This is a genomic window from Laceyella sacchari (genome assembly GCF_024927925.1).
Lineage (GTDB): Bacteria > Bacillota > Bacilli > Thermoactinomycetales > Thermoactinomycetaceae > Laceyella > Laceyella sacchari.
On record NZ_CP103866.1, the window covers coordinates 838,478 to 857,842 of the forward strand.

The window sequence follows — 19,365 nt, forward strand, 5'->3', positions numbered from 1 at the left end:
AGGAGAGAGCGAATCGTGTTTACGTTGCGACAATTGCATGCCTTTGCCACTGTTGTGGAACAAGGGAGTTTGAACAAAGCGGCCGATGCGTTATTCGTTTCCCAACCGGCTCTCACCAAACAGATGAGCCAATTGGAAGAACAGCTGCAATGCCGATTGTTAATTCGGAAAACGACGGGAGTGGTCTTGACAGAGGCAGGCCGGCACTTATATAGCCGGGCGCGTGCCATTTTGGCGGAAGCTGAACAAATCGAGCGGGAAATGAGGCAGTTTGCCGAGGAGGCGCCGCTACGGATGGGAGGATTGCCCAGCCTGGTCAGCTATTTTCTCCCTTCGTTTATCCATGATCTCCACACCCGCGGCCAAACAGTGGAGATGACCGTGGCAGATACCACCGACCAGCTGATTGCCAAATGGCGGGAGGGAAGGTGTGATGTAGTGTTTGTGCAAGACTTTGTCGGCGGTTCGGGGATGTTGTCCCGGCGCTTGTTGGAAGAGCCTTACGTCGCCGTATTGCCTGTTTCGCATCCTTTGGCTCAGTTGCCGTCGCTTGCGCCCCAAGATTTTTTGACGCAGCCGTTGGTGGTGTACAAAGAACCGTGCGACATGCGGGAATCATGGCTCAGGTGTTGCGAACGGTGGGGAATTCCGCCAAAGACGGTACTGGAGCTGGATGCGAATGAGTCCATCCCCATGTATGTAGCGCGGGGCATTGGCATTTCGTTTGTGCCGCGGATGATGGCCGAGCATTTGCATATGCCCGCGTTGGTGACCAAACCTGTTCGAGATGCACAATTTTGCCGCTCCATTGACGTAGTGTATACCCCGGCATGGGAGCGGGTGATCCGGCAGTGGTGGGGTGCTCCCCAGCCAGCAGGACAATCGGGGAGTTGAACTTAAAAACAAAAGCCCCTTCATCGGGGCCTTTTGTATATGGGTCTAAAAAGCTTTATCTTACCCTAACTTGCTGGCGATATCGCGCGCGATCCAAACCCCGCACGCTCCAGCCTGGGCCAATCCTCGCGTGACGCCCGCTCCGTCTCCGCCCAAATACAAGCCGGCAATCTCCGACTCGAAATGGCGGTTTAGTTTGGGGCGGGCGGAGTAAAATTTTGCTTCGACTCCGTAGAAGAGAGTGTGTTCTGCGGCGATACCAGGGGTGACTTTATCCAAGGCTTCCAGCATTTCAATCAAACTTTTCATGGTGTTGTAGGGTAGGACCAGTCCCAAGTCGCCGGGCACCGCTTCCTTCAATGTCGGGGAGATAAACCCTTCTTTGATCCGTTTGGGAGTGGAGCGGCGCCCTTTTTTGATGTCACCATATTTTTGTACGATCACCCCGCCATTGGACAATTGGTTAGCCAATCGGGAAATGGCGTGGGCGTACTCGGTCGGTTGGTCGAATGGATCGGCAAACTGATGGGAGACCAACAGCGCGAAGTTGGTGTTGTTGCTGCCGAGTTCGGGGTTTTTGTAAGCATGTCCGTTGGCCAGCATGATCCCTGAATGGTTCTCAACCACTACGTGGCCGGACGGATTGGAGCAAAATGTGCGCACTCTGGTGCCGACAGAAGTGTTGAAGATAAATTTGCCCTCATACAGATGTTCGTTGATCTCTTCCATCACCAGGTTGGAGGTTTCCACCCGAACCCCGATATCCACTTGGTTGGCACTCATTTTGATGCGCCGTTTTTTAAGCAGATTGCCTAGCCAATGCGAGCCATCTCGTCCGGGGACGATCACCACCTTATCAGCAAGCAGGGTGGTGCCGTCCTTAAGCTCGACCCCGCACGCATGATGCACACCTTCGGCTTTCTCCGTCACCAGATCGGCCACTTCTGTTTGATAGCGCATCTCAATTTTATCTTGTAGGTATTCATAGATGCTGGTCAAAATCTTGAGGTTTTGTTCCGTGCCCAAATGTCGTACTTGGGCGCGGAGCAATTTGAGTCCGGCAGAGTATGCGCGCTTTTCGATCTCGCGCACCCGTTCAGTCAGAGGATCAGTCAGCACATCGCTGGCTCCGTGTTTCAGATTGATTTGATCCACATATTTAATCAACTCAACTACCGTTTCCGCATCCAGATAGTCCGTCATCCAGCCGCCGAATTCGCTGGTGATGTTGAACTTTCCGTCGGAGTAGGCCCCGGCACCGCCAAAACCATTGGTGATGGAGCAAGCCGGCACACAACCGGCGAAATCTTTTTTTCCGGCGGCGGGCGGGCATTTCTGAATTTTTTTCTGCAAAATAGGGCAATTGCGACGGTGGATGTCGTGCCCTTTGTCAATCAGCAAGACCTTGGCTTCCGGGCACCGCAATGTCAACTCGTAGCAAGTGAAGATTCCGGCGGGCCCAGCACCCACAACAATCACATCATAGCGGTTTTTCATGCGAACGCCTCCGTGTTTGCCAGAATGGATGTCAAATGCGTTGCTCTCATGTCATCTTACCCAAAATGGGAGTCGCTTTATCAGACTCATATCGAGAATCGTTGATTTTGACCGAATAAGCGTATGTCCTGGCTCTGTAACGGATGTGGGGAATGAATCTACCCCATGCATCATATCCATTTTGTGCTGTGAATGCGGAGAAACGGGTAATCTAGTACTACAGTTGCATTTTAATCCAAATCATTAAAATGTATATCCATGAGTTTGTTATGACAATCAATACAAAATAAACATTATTTGAATTTGATTTTAAAGTCTAAATCATTGATCTATTAAATTATAAATATATAATATATTTAAAGGTTGAAGGAGATGATAACAATGAGGTCTATAAAGCTAGCTCACAACCAAGAAGATTTAGCTATCAAAAGAGTGCAGTTTCCCAAAGAAATTCGAACACGGATTCAAAAACTTCAAGAGAGAAACAATTGGTACAATTTTTTTGCGTTGGCTTATGATTGGGGCCTCATTGCCCTTTCTATCATCATGTATAAGCTTTTCCCCTCGGTTTGGGTCTACTTCTTGTCCATCCTCATCATTGGTAGCAGAATGAGGGCGTTTGATAACTTAATGCATGAGGCAAGCCATGCCCTGCTGTTTAAAAACCGCGTACTTAACCGTTGGATCGGTTCGTTGTTTGCCGCTTATCCCGTATTCACTTCTTACAGCACTTATTGCAAGTCCCATTTCTCTCATCACAAGTATTTATGGGATACCGAGAAAGACCCTGACACTAAGCGCTATGAGCTAGTTGGTTTGGACAAGCCCCAAGAAGACCCATGGAAGTTTTTGTTTGCCCATGTCGTCAAACCTATTTTTTTGCTTCATGTGCCCAAATACATATATGGGACAATTCGTGTGAACCTCTTTTCCAAAGATGAGAGCTTGACGGAAAAATGGAGTCGCTTTCTCTACTGGATTGTAATCATAGGAAGCTCCATTCTGTTTGACTTTTGGATGGACTTGATTTTATTCTGGTTTGTCCCCCTGTTAACAACCTTTCAGGTGCTTCGGTATTGGGCGGAAATGGCGGAACATTCCGGTTTAAAAAGCACAAATTTACTCTTATCCAGCAGAAATACGTTTGGTAACCCCATTGAACGATTTCTCATTCATCCGCATCATGACAATTATCATCTGGTGCATCATTTGTTTCCTGCCGTTCCCCACTACAATTTGAGGAAGGCGCATTTGATTTTAATGGAATTGCCTGAATACAGGGAAGCGCACCATTGTTCAGGATACTTCAAGTCATTGCTGCCGGGGGTGCGTTCCGTCATTGAAGACATCGGGGGCCGCTTTGCAAAATTGAATTAAGCAACCTTGCACCAAATAACCGATGGCCCCAAATCCGAATGTTCCCATGCGTTTCGCTCATTGTTGGCCCTCATGGGGACAAGGGTTTCCGGCCATCAATCATACTCTTATGAAAGATGGAGTTGAACCGCAATGAAGTCCTTTCATGTATCATTGGATGAAAAAATAGTCCAGCGCTATCCCGACGCCAATGTTCATTTTATGCTGGCATCCAACCTGCATCGCGTGAACCACGAATTGATTCGAGATTATCTCGCCACGGTGGAAACTCGCATCGACCACGACCGGGCTAAGGAAGTGAGTACGGGTTGGCGGGCCGTTTATCAATCTATGGGCATCAAACCCAGCAAATATCTGTGTTCGTTTGAAAGCCTTTATAAACGGGCGGTGAAACAAAAGCCGGTCTTTGGGATCCATCCGGTGGTGGATGCGTACAATGCCATTTCCTTGTCCTATCAACTATGCATGGGCGCGTATGATTTGGATACGGTGCGGGATGAAATCATCCTGCGGTTGAGCGCGGGGGGTGAGTTGTTTTATGGCATCGGCATGCAGACTCCTCTCACACTGGATGCGGATGCCGTGGTGTATGCCGACAAAAAGCGCATCCTCTGCGCTTATTGGAATCATCGCGATGCAGAAGCGACCAAGATAACCGAGGCGACCCGCACCGCTATCTTCTTTGCGGATGGGGCAAAAGCCGAGGATCGATCCCGAGCCACCCTGGCCCTGCGCCAATTGGCGGACCTACTCGGCTCCGGTGTGATCTGCTCTTCGCTGTATTCACTGGACCAACACAAACCATCGGCCAGCCTAATGCTTCCATTAGATGAATGTGAAGAAACAGGTTCAACCTGTTCTTTTTAAATTAACTGGAGGGTTTTCACCTATGATTCAAGCATTGATCCATGGCATGATTCTCGCGTTCGGCCTTATTTTGCCGTTGGGCGCGCAAAACGTGTTCGTATTTAACCAAGGCGCAACCCAACCCCGCTTCTTCCGGGCCTTGCCAGTCATCCTCACCGCATCGATTTGTGATACGTTGCTCATTTCTTTGGCGGTGTTGGGCGTTTCTGTCATCATTCTCACCATCGAATGGCTCCAACTCATTTTATTCTCGGTGGGGATCCTGTTCCTGCTCTATATGGGTTGGACCGTATGGAAGTCTAAACCCAATCCAGTCGGGGGCCAAGCGGAACGGATGTCCACCAAGCAACAAATCTCCTTTGCCGCTTCCGTTTCCTTGTTGAATCCCCATGCGATCCTTGATACGATCGGGGTCATTGGAACCAGTTCCATCCAATATGAGGGTATGGAGAAATGGGTGTTTAGCCTCGCCTGTGTAGCCGTTTCATGGATATGGTTTTTTGGACTGGCCCTGTGTGGGAAACTGGTTGGACAGTTGGATTCATCCGGCAGGGTCTTGGGCGTCATCAACAAAATCTCCGCCCTGATCATCTGGGGTGTGGCGGTCTACTTAATCGCCAATCTCATAAGCGGAACATAAAAAAATAATTGTTATTCACCGTCTTTCAGTCCAGCAAACGCGCCAACGATGATGTTGGCGCTTTGTTCAAGTATCATTCCGTGTAATCTTGCTGCAGGTCGGGGCCACTACGGACAGCTGAGCAACATCTGGCGTGCAAGTTGAGGTTTGGTATAAAATTCTGTATCATTTGGTACCCCAGCTTTTTCACAACGTTGTGGATCTTCTATCCAAGCTTTAGGAAGATAGAGACTACGGTCAATCAAGGTGGCTCCTTTTGGACTGGCATAACTTAAGCATACTCCCATTTGACAATTTTCAATCCGACCAGCGGTTCCGCTATATTGACGTTGAACTCCTACAGACTTCTGACCTTTTTTAAGAAAACCCGTTTCGTCTATTACTACAACCGCCTCAGGATGAGATAAATGTTCTTACATATATTGTTGCAAGTCATCGCGAACGGCTTCAGCGTCCCATCGCGCTCTTCCCAGCAAATGCTGAATGCCGTATGGAGTCGAGACACCCGTATACTCAGCTAATTGCCAACCGTTTTTTCGTTCAACAGAACTCAGCAATCCCAATAGATAAGCGCGACAACGTTGCCGCTCTTCCACACGTGGAAACTGTTTACCAATCCGGTTGGCTAATGCTTCAAATTCAGCAGACCAGTTCAAAGCATCTATTCCATTATGTTCAACAAGTTGTTCATCCATTTGAAAGTCCATAAAAAATCCTCATCAGCTAGTTGTAGTGAATTCATTATCTTTATATTATACTAAGTTCAAAAAATTACAACTATAGTACTAGAAGGAAGCGTATGGGTTTTAGCGAACTTGTTGTGAAAACCTTGATTTGTAGATTGAGACCGGGGAGCGTCTGGAAAAGTGGGTTGAGAAAAGATGCGCCTCGGCAAATACAGGCGGTGGATAGGATGTCCATAGGCAAAGAGGAATGGCAATTGGAAGAACGGCGTTTACAACATGTGCTCACAGAAATGAATGAGGCGATCTCCGAGCTGAGCAAGCAGCTATCTACCCAAGGTGAAGATTTGCGCGTCTGGCGTGGGGAATTTTGGGAAGATGTGACCGTAAACATGGCCACTGCGGAGGACGCCTTGGAAACGGTGGCGAGTATCACCCAGCAAGCGCGGGTGATGTCTGAACAAGAACGAAGACAAGAGCGGGATCGCCGCCGCTTTCATGTGCTGAAGCGCATGGTGAAATCGCCGTATTTTGGCCGGGTGGATTTCACCGAAGCGGGAGAAACCGACACGGAAGAGATTTACATCGGCATCGCTTCGTATTTTGATGAAAAGACGGATGCCCATTTGGTTTACGATTGGCGGGCCCCAATTGCTAACATGTATTATGACGGGATGCCGGGGCCGGTTGAATATGAGACGCCGATGGGGACGGTTCAGGGAACCATGCACTTAAAACGGCAATACCTGATTAAAGACGGCAAGCTGTTATCGGCATTTGACATGGGCGCAGTGATCGGCGATACCATTCTCAAAGAAGTGTTGGGTCAACGCTCCGACACACAGATGAAAAATATCGTCGCGACGATCCAGGCGGAGCAGAACCGCATCATTCGCGACGACCGCAGCAAGGCGGTGTTTGTGCAAGGGGCTGCGGGAAGCGGCAAAACATCGGTCGCCCTGCAACGGATCGCTTATTTGCTCTATAAGCACCGCTCTTGGCTGTCCCACTCGCAAGTGCTTCTGTTTTCGCCCAATCCGGTCTTTATGAGCTATGTCTCCAATGTTTTGCCGGAGTTGGGTGAAGAAAATATCAAGCAGACGACGTTTCAAAAGTATGCGGAACACCGGTTGGGAAATGCGTTTCACATCGAAGACGCATTTGACCAGCTGGAACATGTGCTCACCCATGAATCTGATCCAGCGCTACCCGCCCGCATGAGTGGGATTCGGTATAAGTCTTCTATTTGCTTTTTCCACTTGTTGCAAGGGTACAAACAATGGTTGGAGCAAGACGGTATGCAATTTCGGGATATCATGCTAAACGGCCGGGTGCTGGTTTCCCGTGAACAGATGGAAGAGCGATTTTACACACATGCCCCCGATGCCAAATTAGCCAGCCGGGTGCAGATGATGCGCGCCTGGTTGTTAGATGAATTGGAGCGGCTGGCGGAACAATGCATCTGGGACGATTGGGTAGGAGAGGAAGTCGAATTCCTCGAAAAGGAAGATTATTATCGGGCGTACAAGTCCAGCATCTGGGGCGATGCTGATCCGGGAGAGCACCACAAAGCAGAGTCGACTTTGCGCAAGAAAGTGGTTCGTCAGCGGTTCGCGCCGCTTCGCAAACAGGTAAAGCAGCTCGCGTTTGTTGATGTATATGGCGTGTATCAACAGCTCTTTGTAGAAGGCATGGTGGAGCGGTCTGCGAAAAGGGAGGACATCCCTACGGATTGGCCGGAAATTTGCGCTTATACGCGACGCCGTTTTCAAGAAGGCACCATTCCCTATGAGGATATTACGCCTCTTTTGTATTTGCAGGAATTGATTCACGGCGTCCGCCGGTATATGGATATCCGGTATGTGCTGATCGATGAGGCGCAAGATTATTCGCCGTTCCAATTGCAAGTGATGCGGACTCTGTTTCCGATGGCCAAGCTGACGGTCTTGGGGGATTGGAACCAAGCCATCTTGCCGCACCAAACGCGTCAATCAGGTTTGGAGCAGATGACAAGCTTATTTGCTGAAGGAGAAGCCCAGCAATACGAGATGAACCGTAGTTATCGATCCACTTCGCAAATCGTCGCGTTTACCCGTGAATTGCTGACTGATGCTAAACCCGTGACGCCGTTTAATCGGGAAGGGCCGTTGCCAGTGGTGCGGAAGTTGGCAGCACCGGAGGATTTAGCGCGCAAACTGCATGAAGATATCGCAGCCATCCGAGCTGAGGGATATGAATCGCTGGCCGTCATTTGCAAAAGCCATCAAGAATGCGTGCAAACGTATGCGAGGCTGCAAGGGCATGTGCCGATCACTTTGGTTGATAAAGAAGACCAGGAGTTGGCATCCGGCGTGGTGATCCTTCCGGTGTACCTGGCCAAAGGCATTGAATTTGACGCGGTGGTGATTTACAACTTTTCGCAGGAGAATTACAGCAGAGAAAGCGACCGGAAACGTTTGTACACGGCTTGCACACGGGCCATGCACCGGCTATTCCTCTATGTGCAGGGAGAAGTTTCCCCGTTTTTGGCCCAAGTGGACCCAAACAAATTTACCTGGATGTGAAACAAACGGATAGTGGCGAAGAAGCCGCTATCCGTTTGTTGCTTTGGCATGCAGATAATAAATATAGTCCATCGAGGTGAATGTATGCCCCAATTGTTGCAACATGGTCATGATGTTGCCACGGTGATAGGTGTCATGATTGACAGTATGTTGCACCAATTCATAGAGTGGGGTTTCCATTCTCCCGATATGAGCATGTTCAAGCACGATGGATTGAGTCAGATCGCCTTGACGTTCAAAAAATGCGCGATACTGCTGGCTCAACGCCACAAACATCGTTTCCAGCTCAGCCATGCCAGCCGCTTCAGCCTGCTCTTGAAAAGTTTCCCCCATCGCCAGCACCGACATCATGTCGCCGCCAGACATGATGCCAAACCAAATCTGATCAGCCGCATACATGTGTGCCAACACCTTTGACAGAGAAGAGAATCCCGTCTCAAACTCCCGGCGGTAGAGGTCAGTGGGCAACTCTTTCAAATGTTCAAACATCTTTGCATTAGCCCAGGTATGATAATCGTAGAGCTGTCGTGTGTTTTCATTCATAAAAGATCTGGCTCCTTTGTGCCGTTTTTAAATGTTGGTGTCTTCTCATCGTGCAGGTTGTAAGCGATGAGCCGCCCCGCCTGCTTAAGGGTCCGCAGGCCAACGCCGTATTCCATTCTCTTCACTTCTAGGGAAAAAGGAGGTTCCGCCGATGGCCGTCTGCACATATGGACTATTCTTCTTTAGGTTTATAAAAACCTTTCTCATGTTCCACTATCTTTTGATAGCGGGTTGGTTAAATAACGATTCGCGTGTTTGAATGTCATGAATGAGGTGGTTTAATGGGTGTTATGCAAGATTATATTTATCAGCGTAACAAAATGTGCGTTTTGTAACCTATATTTCGTCGGTTTGTCGCAAGGAATTATGCATCGAGCATGAAATGTCCTCTTTTTGGGTGTGTGCATTGTAAATAGGTGGGGTTGGATCATGTTATATACATAAAAAACACCAAGCCCTTGCTTGGTGCAGGTTCACTCAATCTGTATCTGTATCATCATCACCGTATCTGCTGTTGGAAAATTTAGCAAACGTCAAAGATGTCATCCTCGTCCTCCTTAAAGTTTAGTTCTTTCAACAGGAAGAACAAAAGATTGGTCGAATCAGTAAATTCTTTTTCTTCTTTCATCTTATCATAACATTCAGCCATTAAATACAATGCTTTTGCTTCCATTGATTTGTAATGGTGATTTTATGAAAGAAGTAAAGCGGCGGAAAAACCTTTTCTCAAGGAGCGCCGATGTGTGAGTGAAGCGAATGAGATATGGTTTTGGAGCCGCTTCTTAGAGACGCTTTCACTCGCTAAAAAGTCTGTGAACCTCCCGGGGTTTTTGCATTATCAGAGGTTCACAGACATTTTCGGCTTTTGCTATAATGAAAGTGCTTGAGATGACTGGCGTTCACATACGGGTTTAGTTGGAACCATAGTGGTATTGAAATTCCATGATTCGATCTCGGGAAAGGCTGCATACGCCTGTTTAGTTGGAACCGTAGTGGTATTGAAATAGCTCATCATTATCTGGATCACTTTTGTCCCCGAACGGTTTAGTTAAATCCATAATTGTATTAAAACTTTCCTGTTCCCTGACCACTTACATCGCACCACACATCAATCGATGATCCCAATGAAGAAGATCCTCCCAGCGATCTTTGCAAAATAAATCCAACCTTAAATATCTGAATTGTTATACAATAAGGAAAGGGATTTCAGCCGGCGGGGTTTCTCACTGTATACAGTCAGACATTAACTGCTCATCCCTCCACAGGCGGATGGTTTAACCCATTTGCTTGACAACCATCTATTACTATTTTATGCTAACTTACATTAAGTAATTTAATTGAATTTTTTATGTCCTATATCCATTTGAGAAAGGATGTATCACATGCGTTTGAATACAGCAGTGAGTGTGTTGATTTTGAGGATTGTGCTCGGTGTGACGTTTATGGTGCACGGGATTATGAAGTTTACCATGGGCTTGGATGCCGTGGCAGGGATGTTTGCAGGGATGGGGCTTCCCGGGTTCCTGGGGTACGCGGTGTCCGTGATTGAGTTGGTGGGCGGCGCGGCGATGATTCTCGGTCTGGGTACGCGGGTGGTCGCGTTTTTGTTTGCCTGTGTGATGGTGGGTGCGATTGTGACGGTTAAATGGTCTGTTGGTTTTGTGGGAAATGAGGAAGTGGCCGGATATGAGTTTGATCTGGCGCTGTTGGCGATCTCGGTGTCCTTGCTTCTCACTGGGGGTGGCCGGTGGGCATTGGACCGTTTCTTTGACAAAGAAGAACATTTTAGCTAAAACGGCATGTTTCCTTTAGTAGATGGATGAGGCATGCGGTTTCCGCGCATACTAGGATGAGAAATATGCGCAGATAGGAGACTCATCCATGATACCGATTGATTCAACCATTGAGGGCATTCGGCTGACGTTGGGGAAGGTGGAGCAGATTTTGGCTCCGGAAGGGTTTGTGCTCGGTGGCGGGCATCAATATGACCATGGCTATTTTGACTATGCCTTAGATGAGGAAGCGGAACATGGCCACCGTTATTACTTGCGCGTGCCAGTGTACGCCGTGTCGGGCGACATTGAGATGGGGCGCGGGGATACGGTGGTGGACTTGGGTAAACCGTTTGTCATCAAGCATGAGTTTCGCACCGGCAATGATCCGGTCGGTGACAGCGGCGTGGTCAGTGCGCTTGTCAATCAGTTTAGCAAGCCGATTCCCACAGAAGCGGCTGATATCGCACCGCAGTGGGTGGACCGGGCTCGCCAGAAGGTTGCTCGGTTGGAGTCACTGTTTACCTAGTGCAAAGCGTGTAAGAAAACAAAGGCAGGACGGAACAGAACTTCCGCCCTGCCTTTGTGCGTTGTGCACGAGGGTGTCCCGCGTTTGGAAGCTGGCCTTAGAGCTTGGCCAATTGTGCTTTTAATTCAGTTTCAGGCAAGTCTTCGCCGATGAAAACCACGGTGCTGGGATAGGGAAATGGCTCTTCCGTAAACATCGGCATGCCGTAAGCGTATTGAAACAACATGGTTTGCTGGGGCTGATCGTGAAAGCGCAGATACCCTTTTGCCCGGTATAGTGTGTCTGGCGTTGTGCGGAGCCACGCTTCAAACTTGTTGCGGTCGATCGGTTTGTCCCATGTGTAGGAGAAGGCGCGGACGCGCAAGTGTTCCGCGGCATGCGCCGGTTGGTGTGTTTCTGTGCGGTAAAACGAGGTGTGTGTGCCGACTGCGTCATAAAGGAGCGGTAAGTCAAATCGCGCAAAATCGGTTACGATCTGGGGCGCGGTGCTGTTGATGCGGGTGAGGTCAGTAGTCAGGCGCTCGCGTTCACCCTCGGTGACATCACTGGCTTTGTTGATGATCAAAAAGTCGGTAAACCGCACCTGCTCCTCCATCAGGCGTTTCACCCGTAAGCTGAGCCGATCCCGGTCACGCCAGCGGGGCAAGTCCAAGGTGGTGACGATTTTGCACATTTTGAGTTGTTTAGCCATCAGTGGCGTGATGCAAGCTTCCAGCACTTCAATGGGATGGGCCGCTCCGGTCGCCTCGATATAGATGGCGTCAGGCGCATGCTGTTGGCACAAACTCAGCAGTTGATGCGACAGTTGCGCTTGGATCGTGCAACAGATGCAGCCGTTTAACAACTCCTTCAATGGGGTGTCCGGTGGCAGGAGGCGCGAATCGACGGAGATGTTGCCAATCTCGTTCATCAATACGGCCACTTGGCGGTTGCGCTCTTTTTCCCAGGCCAACAGCCGGGTAAGGAGCGTGGTTTTACCGCTACCCAGAAATCCGCTTAAAATATAGATTTCTACTGGCTTTGTGGTCATGTTTTATTTCACCTCAACCAAGACGAGACGCGTGACTAAGGGCATGCTCTTCAATATGCCGGGCGGCTTCAATGTCGGCCGCTTTGCATATGTCTACGTGATTTGCCTGACACGCTTTCGCCGCGTCAAATTAGGTTTATCATAACTTGTTCTGATATCTATGTGAATGATAATTGATAATGTTTTGTTGAGATAGGATTAATTACAAAGTTATAATGTAATTGCGATAAAAAGAAAGATAGAGGTTGTTGGTTAAATCATAATCATTCTTATTAAGTTGGTGCGAAAAGGTGATTGAGTGAGCACATGGGATTTTTCGGAGTTGCAACATCATCTCCTGATCTGTAATGGTGGAAGTTGCATATAAACGGCAAGGGGAAGAGGTGACGCAGGCGATTCGTGCAGAAATCTCCCGCCTGGGACTAAAATGACAAATACATACGTCACGGACGAGATGCAATGGGCGTTGCCAAGGCGCTTGTGTTGTCATCGCTTATCCCCAAGGGACGTGGTTTCGCGATGTGAGTCCGGAGCATGCGCCAGCGTTGCTCAAGCGGGTGTGGACGGGGGAAGGGTTTGAGGAGTATGTTCGCCACATCTTGGTAGACGGAAAGTTTGTTAGAAGTGAGGTTGCGCCGCTTGGAAAGAAAAAGTGACCCCTTGTTAAGGGATGAGACAGCTGACAAAGGTAGAAAAGTTGTCGGAATAAGAAGATAACATCAAGGGCAAAGGACGTAGAGAGTGAAACATTAAATGGATAGAAACAGAAACCATAAATTCACATCAGCCGGGAAGAGGCAAAAAACTGACAATGAAATAGAACACTCCATAGATTACTCCAAAAATCATTGCAATACAAAGCTTCCCATTACCCCAAAGGAAAGAGCATGCTAGACCACGAACGTATTTTAAAGGTCAGAAAACTGTTTTTTTTCGCAGAAAATGGAGGCGTGAGCCTTATAAACTTTGTTTCGTCTGTGTTTTCATACAGAGCCGCTCGAGGAGGAGTGTTTCATGCCGATTGACTTTCATTCTAAGAACAACCGTTTCACATATGCTGCACGTCAGGCTTACTTATCCTGGATATCCACCATCCAAAATATCGTGGATGTGAAAGGCAAACGCGTTTTGGATATGGGGTGCGGTGGCGGGATTTACTGCAAGGCGTTTGCCCAGATGGGCGCAAAACATGTTACCGGAATTGATTTTTCTAAGGAGATGATCAAAGGCGCCACAGAAAACTGCAAGGACTATCCCCAAATTGCCTTTGTCGTAGGGGATGCACTTGATACGAACCTGCCAAGTTCAACGTATGATGTGATCTTGGCAAGGGCACTCATTCACCATCTGTCGGACTTGGAATCGTGTTTCCGTGAGACTTACAGGTTATTGAAACCCGGCGGCATTTTCATCGTGCAGAATCGCACCATCGAGAATGCATTGCAACCACCGAGTGAGAATCATATTCGAGGGTATTTCTTCGAAGTATACCCAAGACTTATCGACATAGAAGCCGAACGAAGGCATGATGGCAAAGCAGTTAAAGAAGCTTTGCTAAAGGTGGGTTTTCGATCCGTTGATGAACATCCATTATGTGAGACAAGAAAAACTTACACCGATCTTGAAGAACTAAAGAACGATCTATTAGCGAGAACAGGTCGGTCCATTTTGCACGAACTGTCAGATCCGGAATTGGAATATCTCGTTCAGTATATAAGCGAACGCTTGAGCAATCGCAGTACACAGGAAATTGTCGAACAAGATTATTGGACGATTTGGGTGGCCAAAAAGGAATAATTGCCTGTCAACGAATTACAACCATCAGGCAAATCCGTCAACCGGACAACAGCTTTTTTGTCGTAATGAATTGAAATAAAGATCAATACAACCCCTGGCCCTTTTCTCATGAAAAGATCCAGGGGTTTGTCATTAATCACCCCTTGTTAAGGGGTCATATTCATTGAGTTAGAAAGAATATAAGATTTTTCTCAAGTCAGGCATTACGCCGATCTTGTCAGTAGACGGATTGGCTGATGGCGTACCAAACTGAGGATTGCTCAGGATACTCCGCAAGGTGGCCGGGGAGTAATAACTCTGATATTTGGCATAAGCAGCCCCTTGTACGGCGACAGCTGCACCGGCCACAATGGGTGAAGCGCCGGAAGTTCCATTGAAACTGGTGGTATAACGGTTGGTCTCACCCAGGTTGCCATAGGTGGTATCAATGTTTTCCCCCCAACCGTAGCAATCAATGCGGCTGCCGTAGTTGGAGAATGACAAGCGCTTGTGCACGGTGCCGGAGCTGGCGGCGCCCACCATGATTGCTCCCGAATCACGGAAATCGGGACTGTTGCGGTTTAACACGTATTTTCCCTGACTATCCTTATAAGCGTCCAAGTCATTGGCGCCGTTGCCGGCCGCTTCAACGATCGTAATGCCTCGATCCGTTCCCGTGCGAATGGCGTCAAAGACAGCCGGCTCCACTTCCACGGGCAAATACGTATTGTAGCCTGGCGCGGTTGTTTGAGCTTCCAACAGCAACACATCTCCTGGCTTCATGGTATTGACCGCGCTCAAAATAGCGTCCGCGGTGCTGTATGTGGATTGGGTGCGCCACTGTGACACGACTTTGGCCGTAGCGTTGGGAGTGATGCCGATATCGCCGATGGTATTATCCACCGCCACCACTTCACCCAGCACGGCGGTGCCATGGCTGTGGTACGCTTTGTTCACCCCGGAGATCAGCTGGATTCTTTTGGCGGCCAGATCTTCATGGTTCAATTCCCACCCTTGCTCCAAATCGACAAAAGTGATGCCACTGCCGTCCCCGCCGGCTTTGGTCCAAGCGAAATGAGCGTCTATTCCTTCCGGGGCCGGTTTCAGATATCCTTGGTTGCCCGAGCGAGGGTCGTCTTGGGGAGTGACTGCCGGCGGTTGCACTTGGGTGCCTTCGACATAAGCCAATTCCACCAAGGAAGAACGTTCATACTGCTTGGCTAATTGCTCGGCATCCATCCCTTTGGGAACCGTTACCGCATAATATTGCATCAGATCGGGTCGCGCCTGCTTGGCATGGATCATGTTGTGCAAGCGGTTCGGCTCGATGGAACGGAACAAGCGCTCCATTTTCAAGTTGGGCAGGGAATTGGTTTTATCTTTCGCACGGATCGCTTTTTCCACGCCATCTTGATAGGATGGGACGAGGTGATCTTTGAGTTTGACAACAACCCGTTTTTGGTGCGGGTTTGATTCATTCGCCGTAACCGAAGATTGGCCGCCGCCCATGATGGTGAGGACGGACGCGCACAGCAAGACGGCGGTTGACAGCGACAGCCATTTGAACCTATTTTTTCTCATGATGTTCCCTCTCTCTGATGTGGATTCACGGTGATGAAACACTGGAGTGTGTCTGGCAAAGCAAGTTGGCAGGGAAGAAGCGGCGGAAAAACCTTTTCTCGAGGAGCGCCTCGTCATACGTGAAGCGAATGAGAAAGTGGTTTTGGAGCCGATCAAAAAAGTTTTTACAGCTTATTTACGACTTCTTCATGCAGTAGCCTGCGGGCATAGTGGTGTTGTTAGGTGTATTGAAAACTTGGCTTCTCACCCCCCTAAAAAAATTGCTGATATCGTAATATATTTAATTTTATATCAAATAATTAAATTTATCTATTATTTGAATAGATTGTAAGATTGATTAATTTAGTTGGTTGGCCAAAGGCAAGTGGGATGACTCTGAGAAGAAATATGAAGCGGATGAAAGGGGATGCTGCTGTATGCGTAATGGGCTGAAGATCGCGGTAATCGGCGGGGGTTCAAGCTACACGCCGGAGCTGATTGATGGGCTCATCAAGGGGCAACATGAGTTGCCGGTGAACGAGGTTTGGCTGGTAGATGTGGAAGAAGGGAAAGAAAAGCTTACTATTATTGGGCGTCTAGCCCAGCGCATGGTGTCCAAAGCGGGAGCGCCAATAACGATTCATTGGACATTGGATCGCCAAGCGGCACTCAAAGAAGCTGCTTTCGTCATCACCCAGTTTCGGGTGGGCGGGTTGGCGGCACGGATCAAAGATGAGACGATTCCTTTAAAATATGATGTGATCGGACAAGAGACCAATGGGCCCGGCGGTCTGTTTAAAGCCTTGCGCACCATTCCGGTAATCCTGGACATTTGCGAAGAGATGGAGGAATTGTGTCCGGAGGCTTGGCTGATCAACTTTACCAATCCGGCGGGGATTGTGACAGAAGCGGTGTTGCGGCATAGCCGGATCAACAAAGTGATCGGCTTGTGCAACGGCCCGATCAGCATCAGCAGAGGGATCGCCGCGGCGCTCAATGTGGAGCCAGCACGGGTGCGCATCGACTTCGCCGGTTTGAATCACATGTCCTACGGTTTAAAGACCGCCCTTGATGGAGAAGACATTTCTAGCCGGGTGATTGCTATGCTGGCCGGGCGTGGCGAAGATGGACAGATGATCCGCCAATTGACTGGTGTCGAGTGGGTGCCGGAGTTTGTGGAAGCGCTAGGGGTGATTCCTTGCGGTTATCATCGGTATTATTATCAACCGCGCACCATGCTGGCTGCGATGAAGCGAGAAGCAGCACAAACCGGCACCCGGGCGGAGGTGGTCAAACGGCTGGAGGATGAACTGTTTGCGTTGTACCAAGATCCTAATCTGAACGTCAAACCGAAGCAATTGGAGGGGCGTGGCGGTGCCTATTACAGTGAAGCGGCGGTGCAGTTGATGCGTTCCATCTACACGGATAAGCGGGACATTCAGGTAGTTAACACCCGCAATCAGGGGGCGATTGCCGGCATCCCTGATGAGTCAGCGGTGGAAGTGAGTTGCGTCATCACCAAAGAAGGGCCACGCCCACTCGTGATGGGTGAGTTGCCGGTTGCCGTCCGCGGATTGGTACAACAGATCAAATCATTTGAACGCGTCACTGTCGAAGCCGCAGTGTCAGGCGATTATCGTACTGCGTTGTTGGCGATGGTCATCAATCCGTTGGTGCCTTCGGATGCGATTGCCAAACAGATCTTGGATGAGTTGTTGGAGGCGCATCGGGCTTATTTGCCGCGTTTCTTTGGTGATTGAGGAAGGTTCAAACCAAAAGAAAACCCCACCTTCGTCATGAGGTGGGGTAAATATTATTGGTTGGCCGGCAATGTTGTTTTTTGTACAGCGGGTTGAGCTCCTTTGGCGCGTGGATAGCCGATCAAAATGGAGATAGATGCGCAGACGCCGATCAACAGCGGATAAACATTGTACTGTAAGATGGACAGCGGGGAGATCGAAGCCACACCCGCGGCCACGAGCAGTTGTGGGCCATAGGGGATCAAGCCCTGGATGCAACAAGAGAAAATATCCAACAAACTGGCTGATTTGCGGCGGTCGATCTCATATCGTTCAGCGATTTCTTTGGCCAGTGGCCCGGCAATGATGATGGAGATGGTATTGTTGGCGATGGCCAGATTGGTGGCCGAAACCAAACCGGCAATGCCGAATTCAGCGCCTTTTTTCGAACGGATATTGCGGGTGATCGCCTGCAACAAGAAGTCAATGCCGCCATAGTGACGGATTAATTCCACCATGCCCCCGATCAGGAGAACCAAAATAGAGAGTTCTTGCATTCCGGCAAATCCGTTGCCGATCTCTTTGATGAAGCTCATCACGGTGTATGAACCGTCCACCAGACCGATCGCTCCGGCAAACACAATCCCGCCCGTCAATACGAGCAGCACATTGACGCCGGCCAACGCTGCGATCAATACAGCCAAGTAAGGCAACGTTTTAACCCACACCACTTGGTCGGTGGCGACATGACTTTGTCCGCCCAATGTTAAGAAGGTGAGGAAGGCTACGGTGACCAGTGCGGCGGGCAACACGATGAAAAAGTTCACTTTGAACTTATCTTTCATATTGATGTTTTGCGAGTTGACTGCGGCGATGGTTGTGTCGGAAATGACGGACAAATTATCCCCGAACATAGCACCACCGATCACGGCCGCAATGGCCAATGCCACCGGAATGTCTGTCTGTCCGCTGATGCCGACACCGATGGGCGCCAGAGCTACAATCGTCCCCATGGAAGTTCCCATCGACAGGGAGATAAAGCAGGCAATCACAAACATACCGACGATCAGCAGGTTTTGCGGCAGAATGGAAAGAGCTAAGTTGACGGTGGCGTCGACAGCTCCCATCCCTTTGGCTACTGCCGAAAAAGCGCCGGAGAGCAGAAAAATGATCACCATCAAGATAATGTTGTCGTGTCCTGCTCCACGGCAGAAAAGCGCCGTTTTTTCGTTTAAGGATAAGGAACGGTTCATCAGAAATGCCACACCGGACGCGATCAGGACGGCGACCAACACGGGGAATTTGGTGAAGTCCCCGGTTACAAGTCCGGCGCCGGCGAACAAGGCCAGGAATATGACAAAGGGCAACAATGCCCATGGATTGGCTTGTTTCATGCTTATAACCCCTTTCTGTGGTTTGAACGGAAAACTGAAAAGACCCCTTCTACACACAACAGGAAGAAGAGGTCTTATGGTTATAAGCGCACTCTTCTTATCTGCCAAGCTTATCGCTTGCTGGATTTGGCACAGCACTCTCCATGAGAAGAGTCCGTTGCCGAGGTTTCCCAGGGCCAGTCCCTCCGCCTCTCTTGATAAGAAGACGATCTTCATTATTCCGTTTTTACATGCATACTAACTGCGTGTCGATTTCCCTATGCCATAGTAAAATGATTATATGTAAATGTCAACGATTTGTTGGTTGTCAGGTTTTGGTTGAAAGGGGGGATTCACAATTGACAGGACATCTACGCCAGATATTGGATGAGTTGCGGCTTATAGGGGAAAAACACGGGGTGGGTTAATCAAGTCAGTGATCGTACAGGGAATGTGGATGAAATCGAAGGAGTAAAAGAACTTGCGGATAGTTTGCCCTAGTAAACAATTGAAAAAGGCTC

At 49.1% G+C, this 19,365-nt stretch carries 15 protein-coding genes, 1 pseudogene and 1 riboswitch; of the genes and pseudogenes, 10 read left to right on the forward strand and 6 right to left on the reverse strand.

The annotated features are described in order from the left end of the window. Nucleotides 1-15: 15 nt before the first annotated feature. Nucleotides 16-894, forward strand: coding sequence for a LysR family transcriptional regulator (locus NYR52_RS04285; RefSeq protein WP_259436374.1), 879 nt, complete (start codon nt 16-18; stop codon nt 892-894). A gap of 60 nt (nt 895-954) precedes the next feature. On the opposite strand, the gene NYR52_RS04290 is transcribed toward NYR52_RS04285, so the two are convergent. Continuing rightward, entirely contained in the window at nt 955-2,391 is a 1,437-nt protein-coding gene (locus tag NYR52_RS04290; RefSeq protein ID WP_259436375.1) for an NAD(P)/FAD-dependent oxidoreductase, read from the reverse strand. Nucleotides 2,392-2,772: 381 nt separating this feature from the next. On the opposite strand from NYR52_RS04290, the gene NYR52_RS04295 reads away from it, so the two are divergent. From NYR52_RS04295 to NYR52_RS04305, 3 genes are all read left to right on the forward strand, one after another. Next, on the forward strand, nt 2,773-3,768 hold the full coding sequence (locus NYR52_RS04295) for a fatty acid desaturase family protein (RefSeq protein ID WP_259436376.1): 996 nt from the start codon (nt 2,773-2,775) through the stop codon (nt 3,766-3,768). A 132-nt stretch (nt 3,769-3,900) separates the two neighbouring features. After that, nucleotides 3,901-4,635 carry a B3/B4 domain-containing protein gene (locus tag NYR52_RS04300; protein ID WP_022738359.1) on the forward strand — a complete coding sequence of 245 codons (735 nt, stop codon included), beginning with the start codon at nt 3,901-3,903 and terminating at the stop codon, nt 4,633-4,635. A 22-nt stretch (nt 4,636-4,657) separates the two neighbouring features. Then, a complete protein-coding gene (locus NYR52_RS04305; protein WP_022738361.1) occupies nt 4,658-5,275 on the forward strand; it encodes a LysE/ArgO family amino acid transporter in 618 nt (205 codons plus the stop codon). Between the two features lie 122 nt (nt 5,276-5,397). Here the strand turns inward: NYR52_RS04305 and NYR52_RS04310 are convergent. Continuing rightward, nucleotides 5,398-5,982, reverse strand: a pseudogene (locus tag NYR52_RS04310) (IS701 family transposase); the annotation flags it as partial. Nucleotides 5,983-6,188: 206 nt separating this feature from the next. Here NYR52_RS04310 and helD point away from each other — a divergent pair. Then, complete coding sequence (gene helD / locus NYR52_RS04315; RefSeq protein WP_259436377.1) at nt 6,189-8,522, forward strand: RNA polymerase recycling motor HelD; 2,334 nt, start codon at nt 6,189-6,191, stop codon at nt 8,520-8,522. Between the two features lie 27 nt (nt 8,523-8,549). On the opposite strand, the gene NYR52_RS04320 is transcribed toward helD, so the two are convergent. Beyond that, complete coding sequence (locus NYR52_RS04320) at nt 8,550-9,065, reverse strand: DinB family protein (RefSeq protein ID WP_259436378.1); 516 nt, start codon at nt 9,063-9,065, stop codon at nt 8,550-8,552. A gap of 1,382 nt (nt 9,066-10,447) precedes the next feature. Between NYR52_RS04320 and NYR52_RS04325 the strand changes: the two genes are divergently transcribed. Together NYR52_RS04325 and NYR52_RS04330 are read left to right on the forward strand one after the other, a co-directional pair. After that, nucleotides 10,448-10,858, forward strand: a complete 411-nt coding sequence (locus tag NYR52_RS04325; protein WP_259436379.1) for a DoxX family protein — start codon at nt 10,448-10,450, stop codon at nt 10,856-10,858. Between the two features lie 88 nt (nt 10,859-10,946). Next, the gene (locus NYR52_RS04330) at nt 10,947-11,366 is read left to right on the forward strand and encodes a YugN family protein (RefSeq protein WP_259436380.1); all 420 of its coding nucleotides are present in this window, start codon (nt 10,947-10,949) and stop codon (nt 11,364-11,366) included. Between the two features lie 97 nt (nt 11,367-11,463). On the opposite strand, the gene NYR52_RS04335 is transcribed toward NYR52_RS04330, so the two are convergent. Then, nucleotides 11,464-12,396, reverse strand: coding sequence for a CobW family GTP-binding protein (locus NYR52_RS04335; RefSeq protein WP_259436381.1), 933 nt, complete (start codon nt 12,394-12,396; stop codon nt 11,464-11,466). A 521-nt stretch (nt 12,397-12,917) separates the two neighbouring features. Between NYR52_RS04335 and NYR52_RS16665 the strand changes: the two genes are divergently transcribed. Both NYR52_RS16665 and NYR52_RS04345 read left to right on the forward strand, forming a co-directional pair. Next, complete coding sequence (locus NYR52_RS16665) at nt 12,918-13,052, forward strand: hypothetical protein (RefSeq protein WP_310795330.1); 135 nt, start codon at nt 12,918-12,920, stop codon at nt 13,050-13,052. Nucleotides 13,053-13,410: 358 nt separating this feature from the next. Beyond that, a complete protein-coding gene (locus NYR52_RS04345; protein ID WP_259436382.1) occupies nt 13,411-14,193 on the forward strand; it encodes a class I SAM-dependent methyltransferase in 783 nt (260 codons plus the stop codon). Nucleotides 14,194-14,361: 168 nt separating this feature from the next. Here the strand turns inward: NYR52_RS04345 and NYR52_RS04350 are convergent, their stop codons facing one another. After that, nucleotides 14,362-15,753, reverse strand: a complete 1,392-nt coding sequence (locus tag NYR52_RS04350) for a S8 family peptidase (RefSeq protein WP_259436383.1) — start codon at nt 15,751-15,753, stop codon at nt 14,362-14,364. Nucleotides 15,754-16,169: 416 nt separating this feature from the next. Here NYR52_RS04350 and NYR52_RS04355 point away from each other — a divergent pair, with 416 nt between their 5' ends. Next, nucleotides 16,170-17,492 (forward strand): 6-phospho-beta-glucosidase, encoded by a 1,323-nt coding sequence (locus NYR52_RS04355; protein ID WP_259436384.1) that lies wholly within the window; start codon nt 16,170-16,172, stop codon nt 17,490-17,492. Between the two features lie 53 nt (nt 17,493-17,545). Here NYR52_RS04355 and NYR52_RS04360 read toward each other — a convergent pair whose 3' ends face one another. Then, nucleotides 17,546-18,865 (reverse strand): Na+/H+ antiporter NhaC family protein, encoded by a 1,320-nt coding sequence (locus NYR52_RS04360; RefSeq protein ID WP_132219807.1) that lies wholly within the window; start codon nt 18,863-18,865, stop codon nt 17,546-17,548. A 94-nt stretch (nt 18,866-18,959) separates the two neighbouring features. Further along, nucleotides 18,960-19,069, reverse strand: a riboswitch (SAM riboswitch). Between the last annotated feature and the right edge of the window lie 296 nt (nt 19,070-19,365).

Bases quoted from the DNA above. Each gene is read 5' to 3' on its own strand.
- NYR52_RS04335 (WP_259436381.1), bottom strand. From the start codon at position 12,396: ATGACCACAAAGCCAGTAGAAATCTATATTTTAAGCGGATTTCTGGGT.
- NYR52_RS04330 (WP_259436380.1), top strand. From the start codon at position 10,947: ATGATACCGATTGATTCAACCATTGAGGGCATTCGGCTGACGTTGGGG.
- NYR52_RS04320 (WP_259436378.1), bottom strand. From the start codon at position 9,065: ATGAATGAAAACACACGACAGCTCTACGATTATCATACCTGGGCTAAT.
- NYR52_RS04325 (WP_259436379.1), top strand. From the start codon at position 10,448: ATGCGTTTGAATACAGCAGTGAGTGTGTTGATTTTGAGGATTGTGCTC.
- NYR52_RS04360 (WP_132219807.1), bottom strand. From the start codon at position 18,865: ATGAAACAAGCCAATCCATGGGCATTGTTGCCCTTTGTCATATTCCTG.
- helD (WP_259436377.1), top strand. From the start codon at position 6,189: ATGTCCATAGGCAAAGAGGAATGGCAATTGGAAGAACGGCGTTTACAA.
- NYR52_RS04350 (WP_259436383.1), bottom strand. From the start codon at position 15,753: ATGAGAAAAAATAGGTTCAAATGGCTGTCGCTGTCAACCGCCGTCTTG.
- NYR52_RS04305 (WP_022738361.1), top strand. From the start codon at position 4,658: ATGATTCAAGCATTGATCCATGGCATGATTCTCGCGTTCGGCCTTATT.
- NYR52_RS04355 (WP_259436384.1), top strand. From the start codon at position 16,170: ATGCGTAATGGGCTGAAGATCGCGGTAATCGGCGGGGGTTCAAGCTAC.
- NYR52_RS04295 (WP_259436376.1), top strand. From the start codon at position 2,773: ATGAGGTCTATAAAGCTAGCTCACAACCAAGAAGATTTAGCTATCAAA.
- NYR52_RS04345 (WP_259436382.1), top strand. From the start codon at position 13,411: ATGCCGATTGACTTTCATTCTAAGAACAACCGTTTCACATATGCTGCA.
- NYR52_RS04300 (WP_022738359.1), top strand. From the start codon at position 3,901: ATGAAGTCCTTTCATGTATCATTGGATGAAAAAATAGTCCAGCGCTAT.
- NYR52_RS04290 (WP_259436375.1), bottom strand. From the start codon at position 2,391: ATGAAAAACCGCTATGATGTGATTGTTGTGGGTGCTGGGCCCGCCGGA.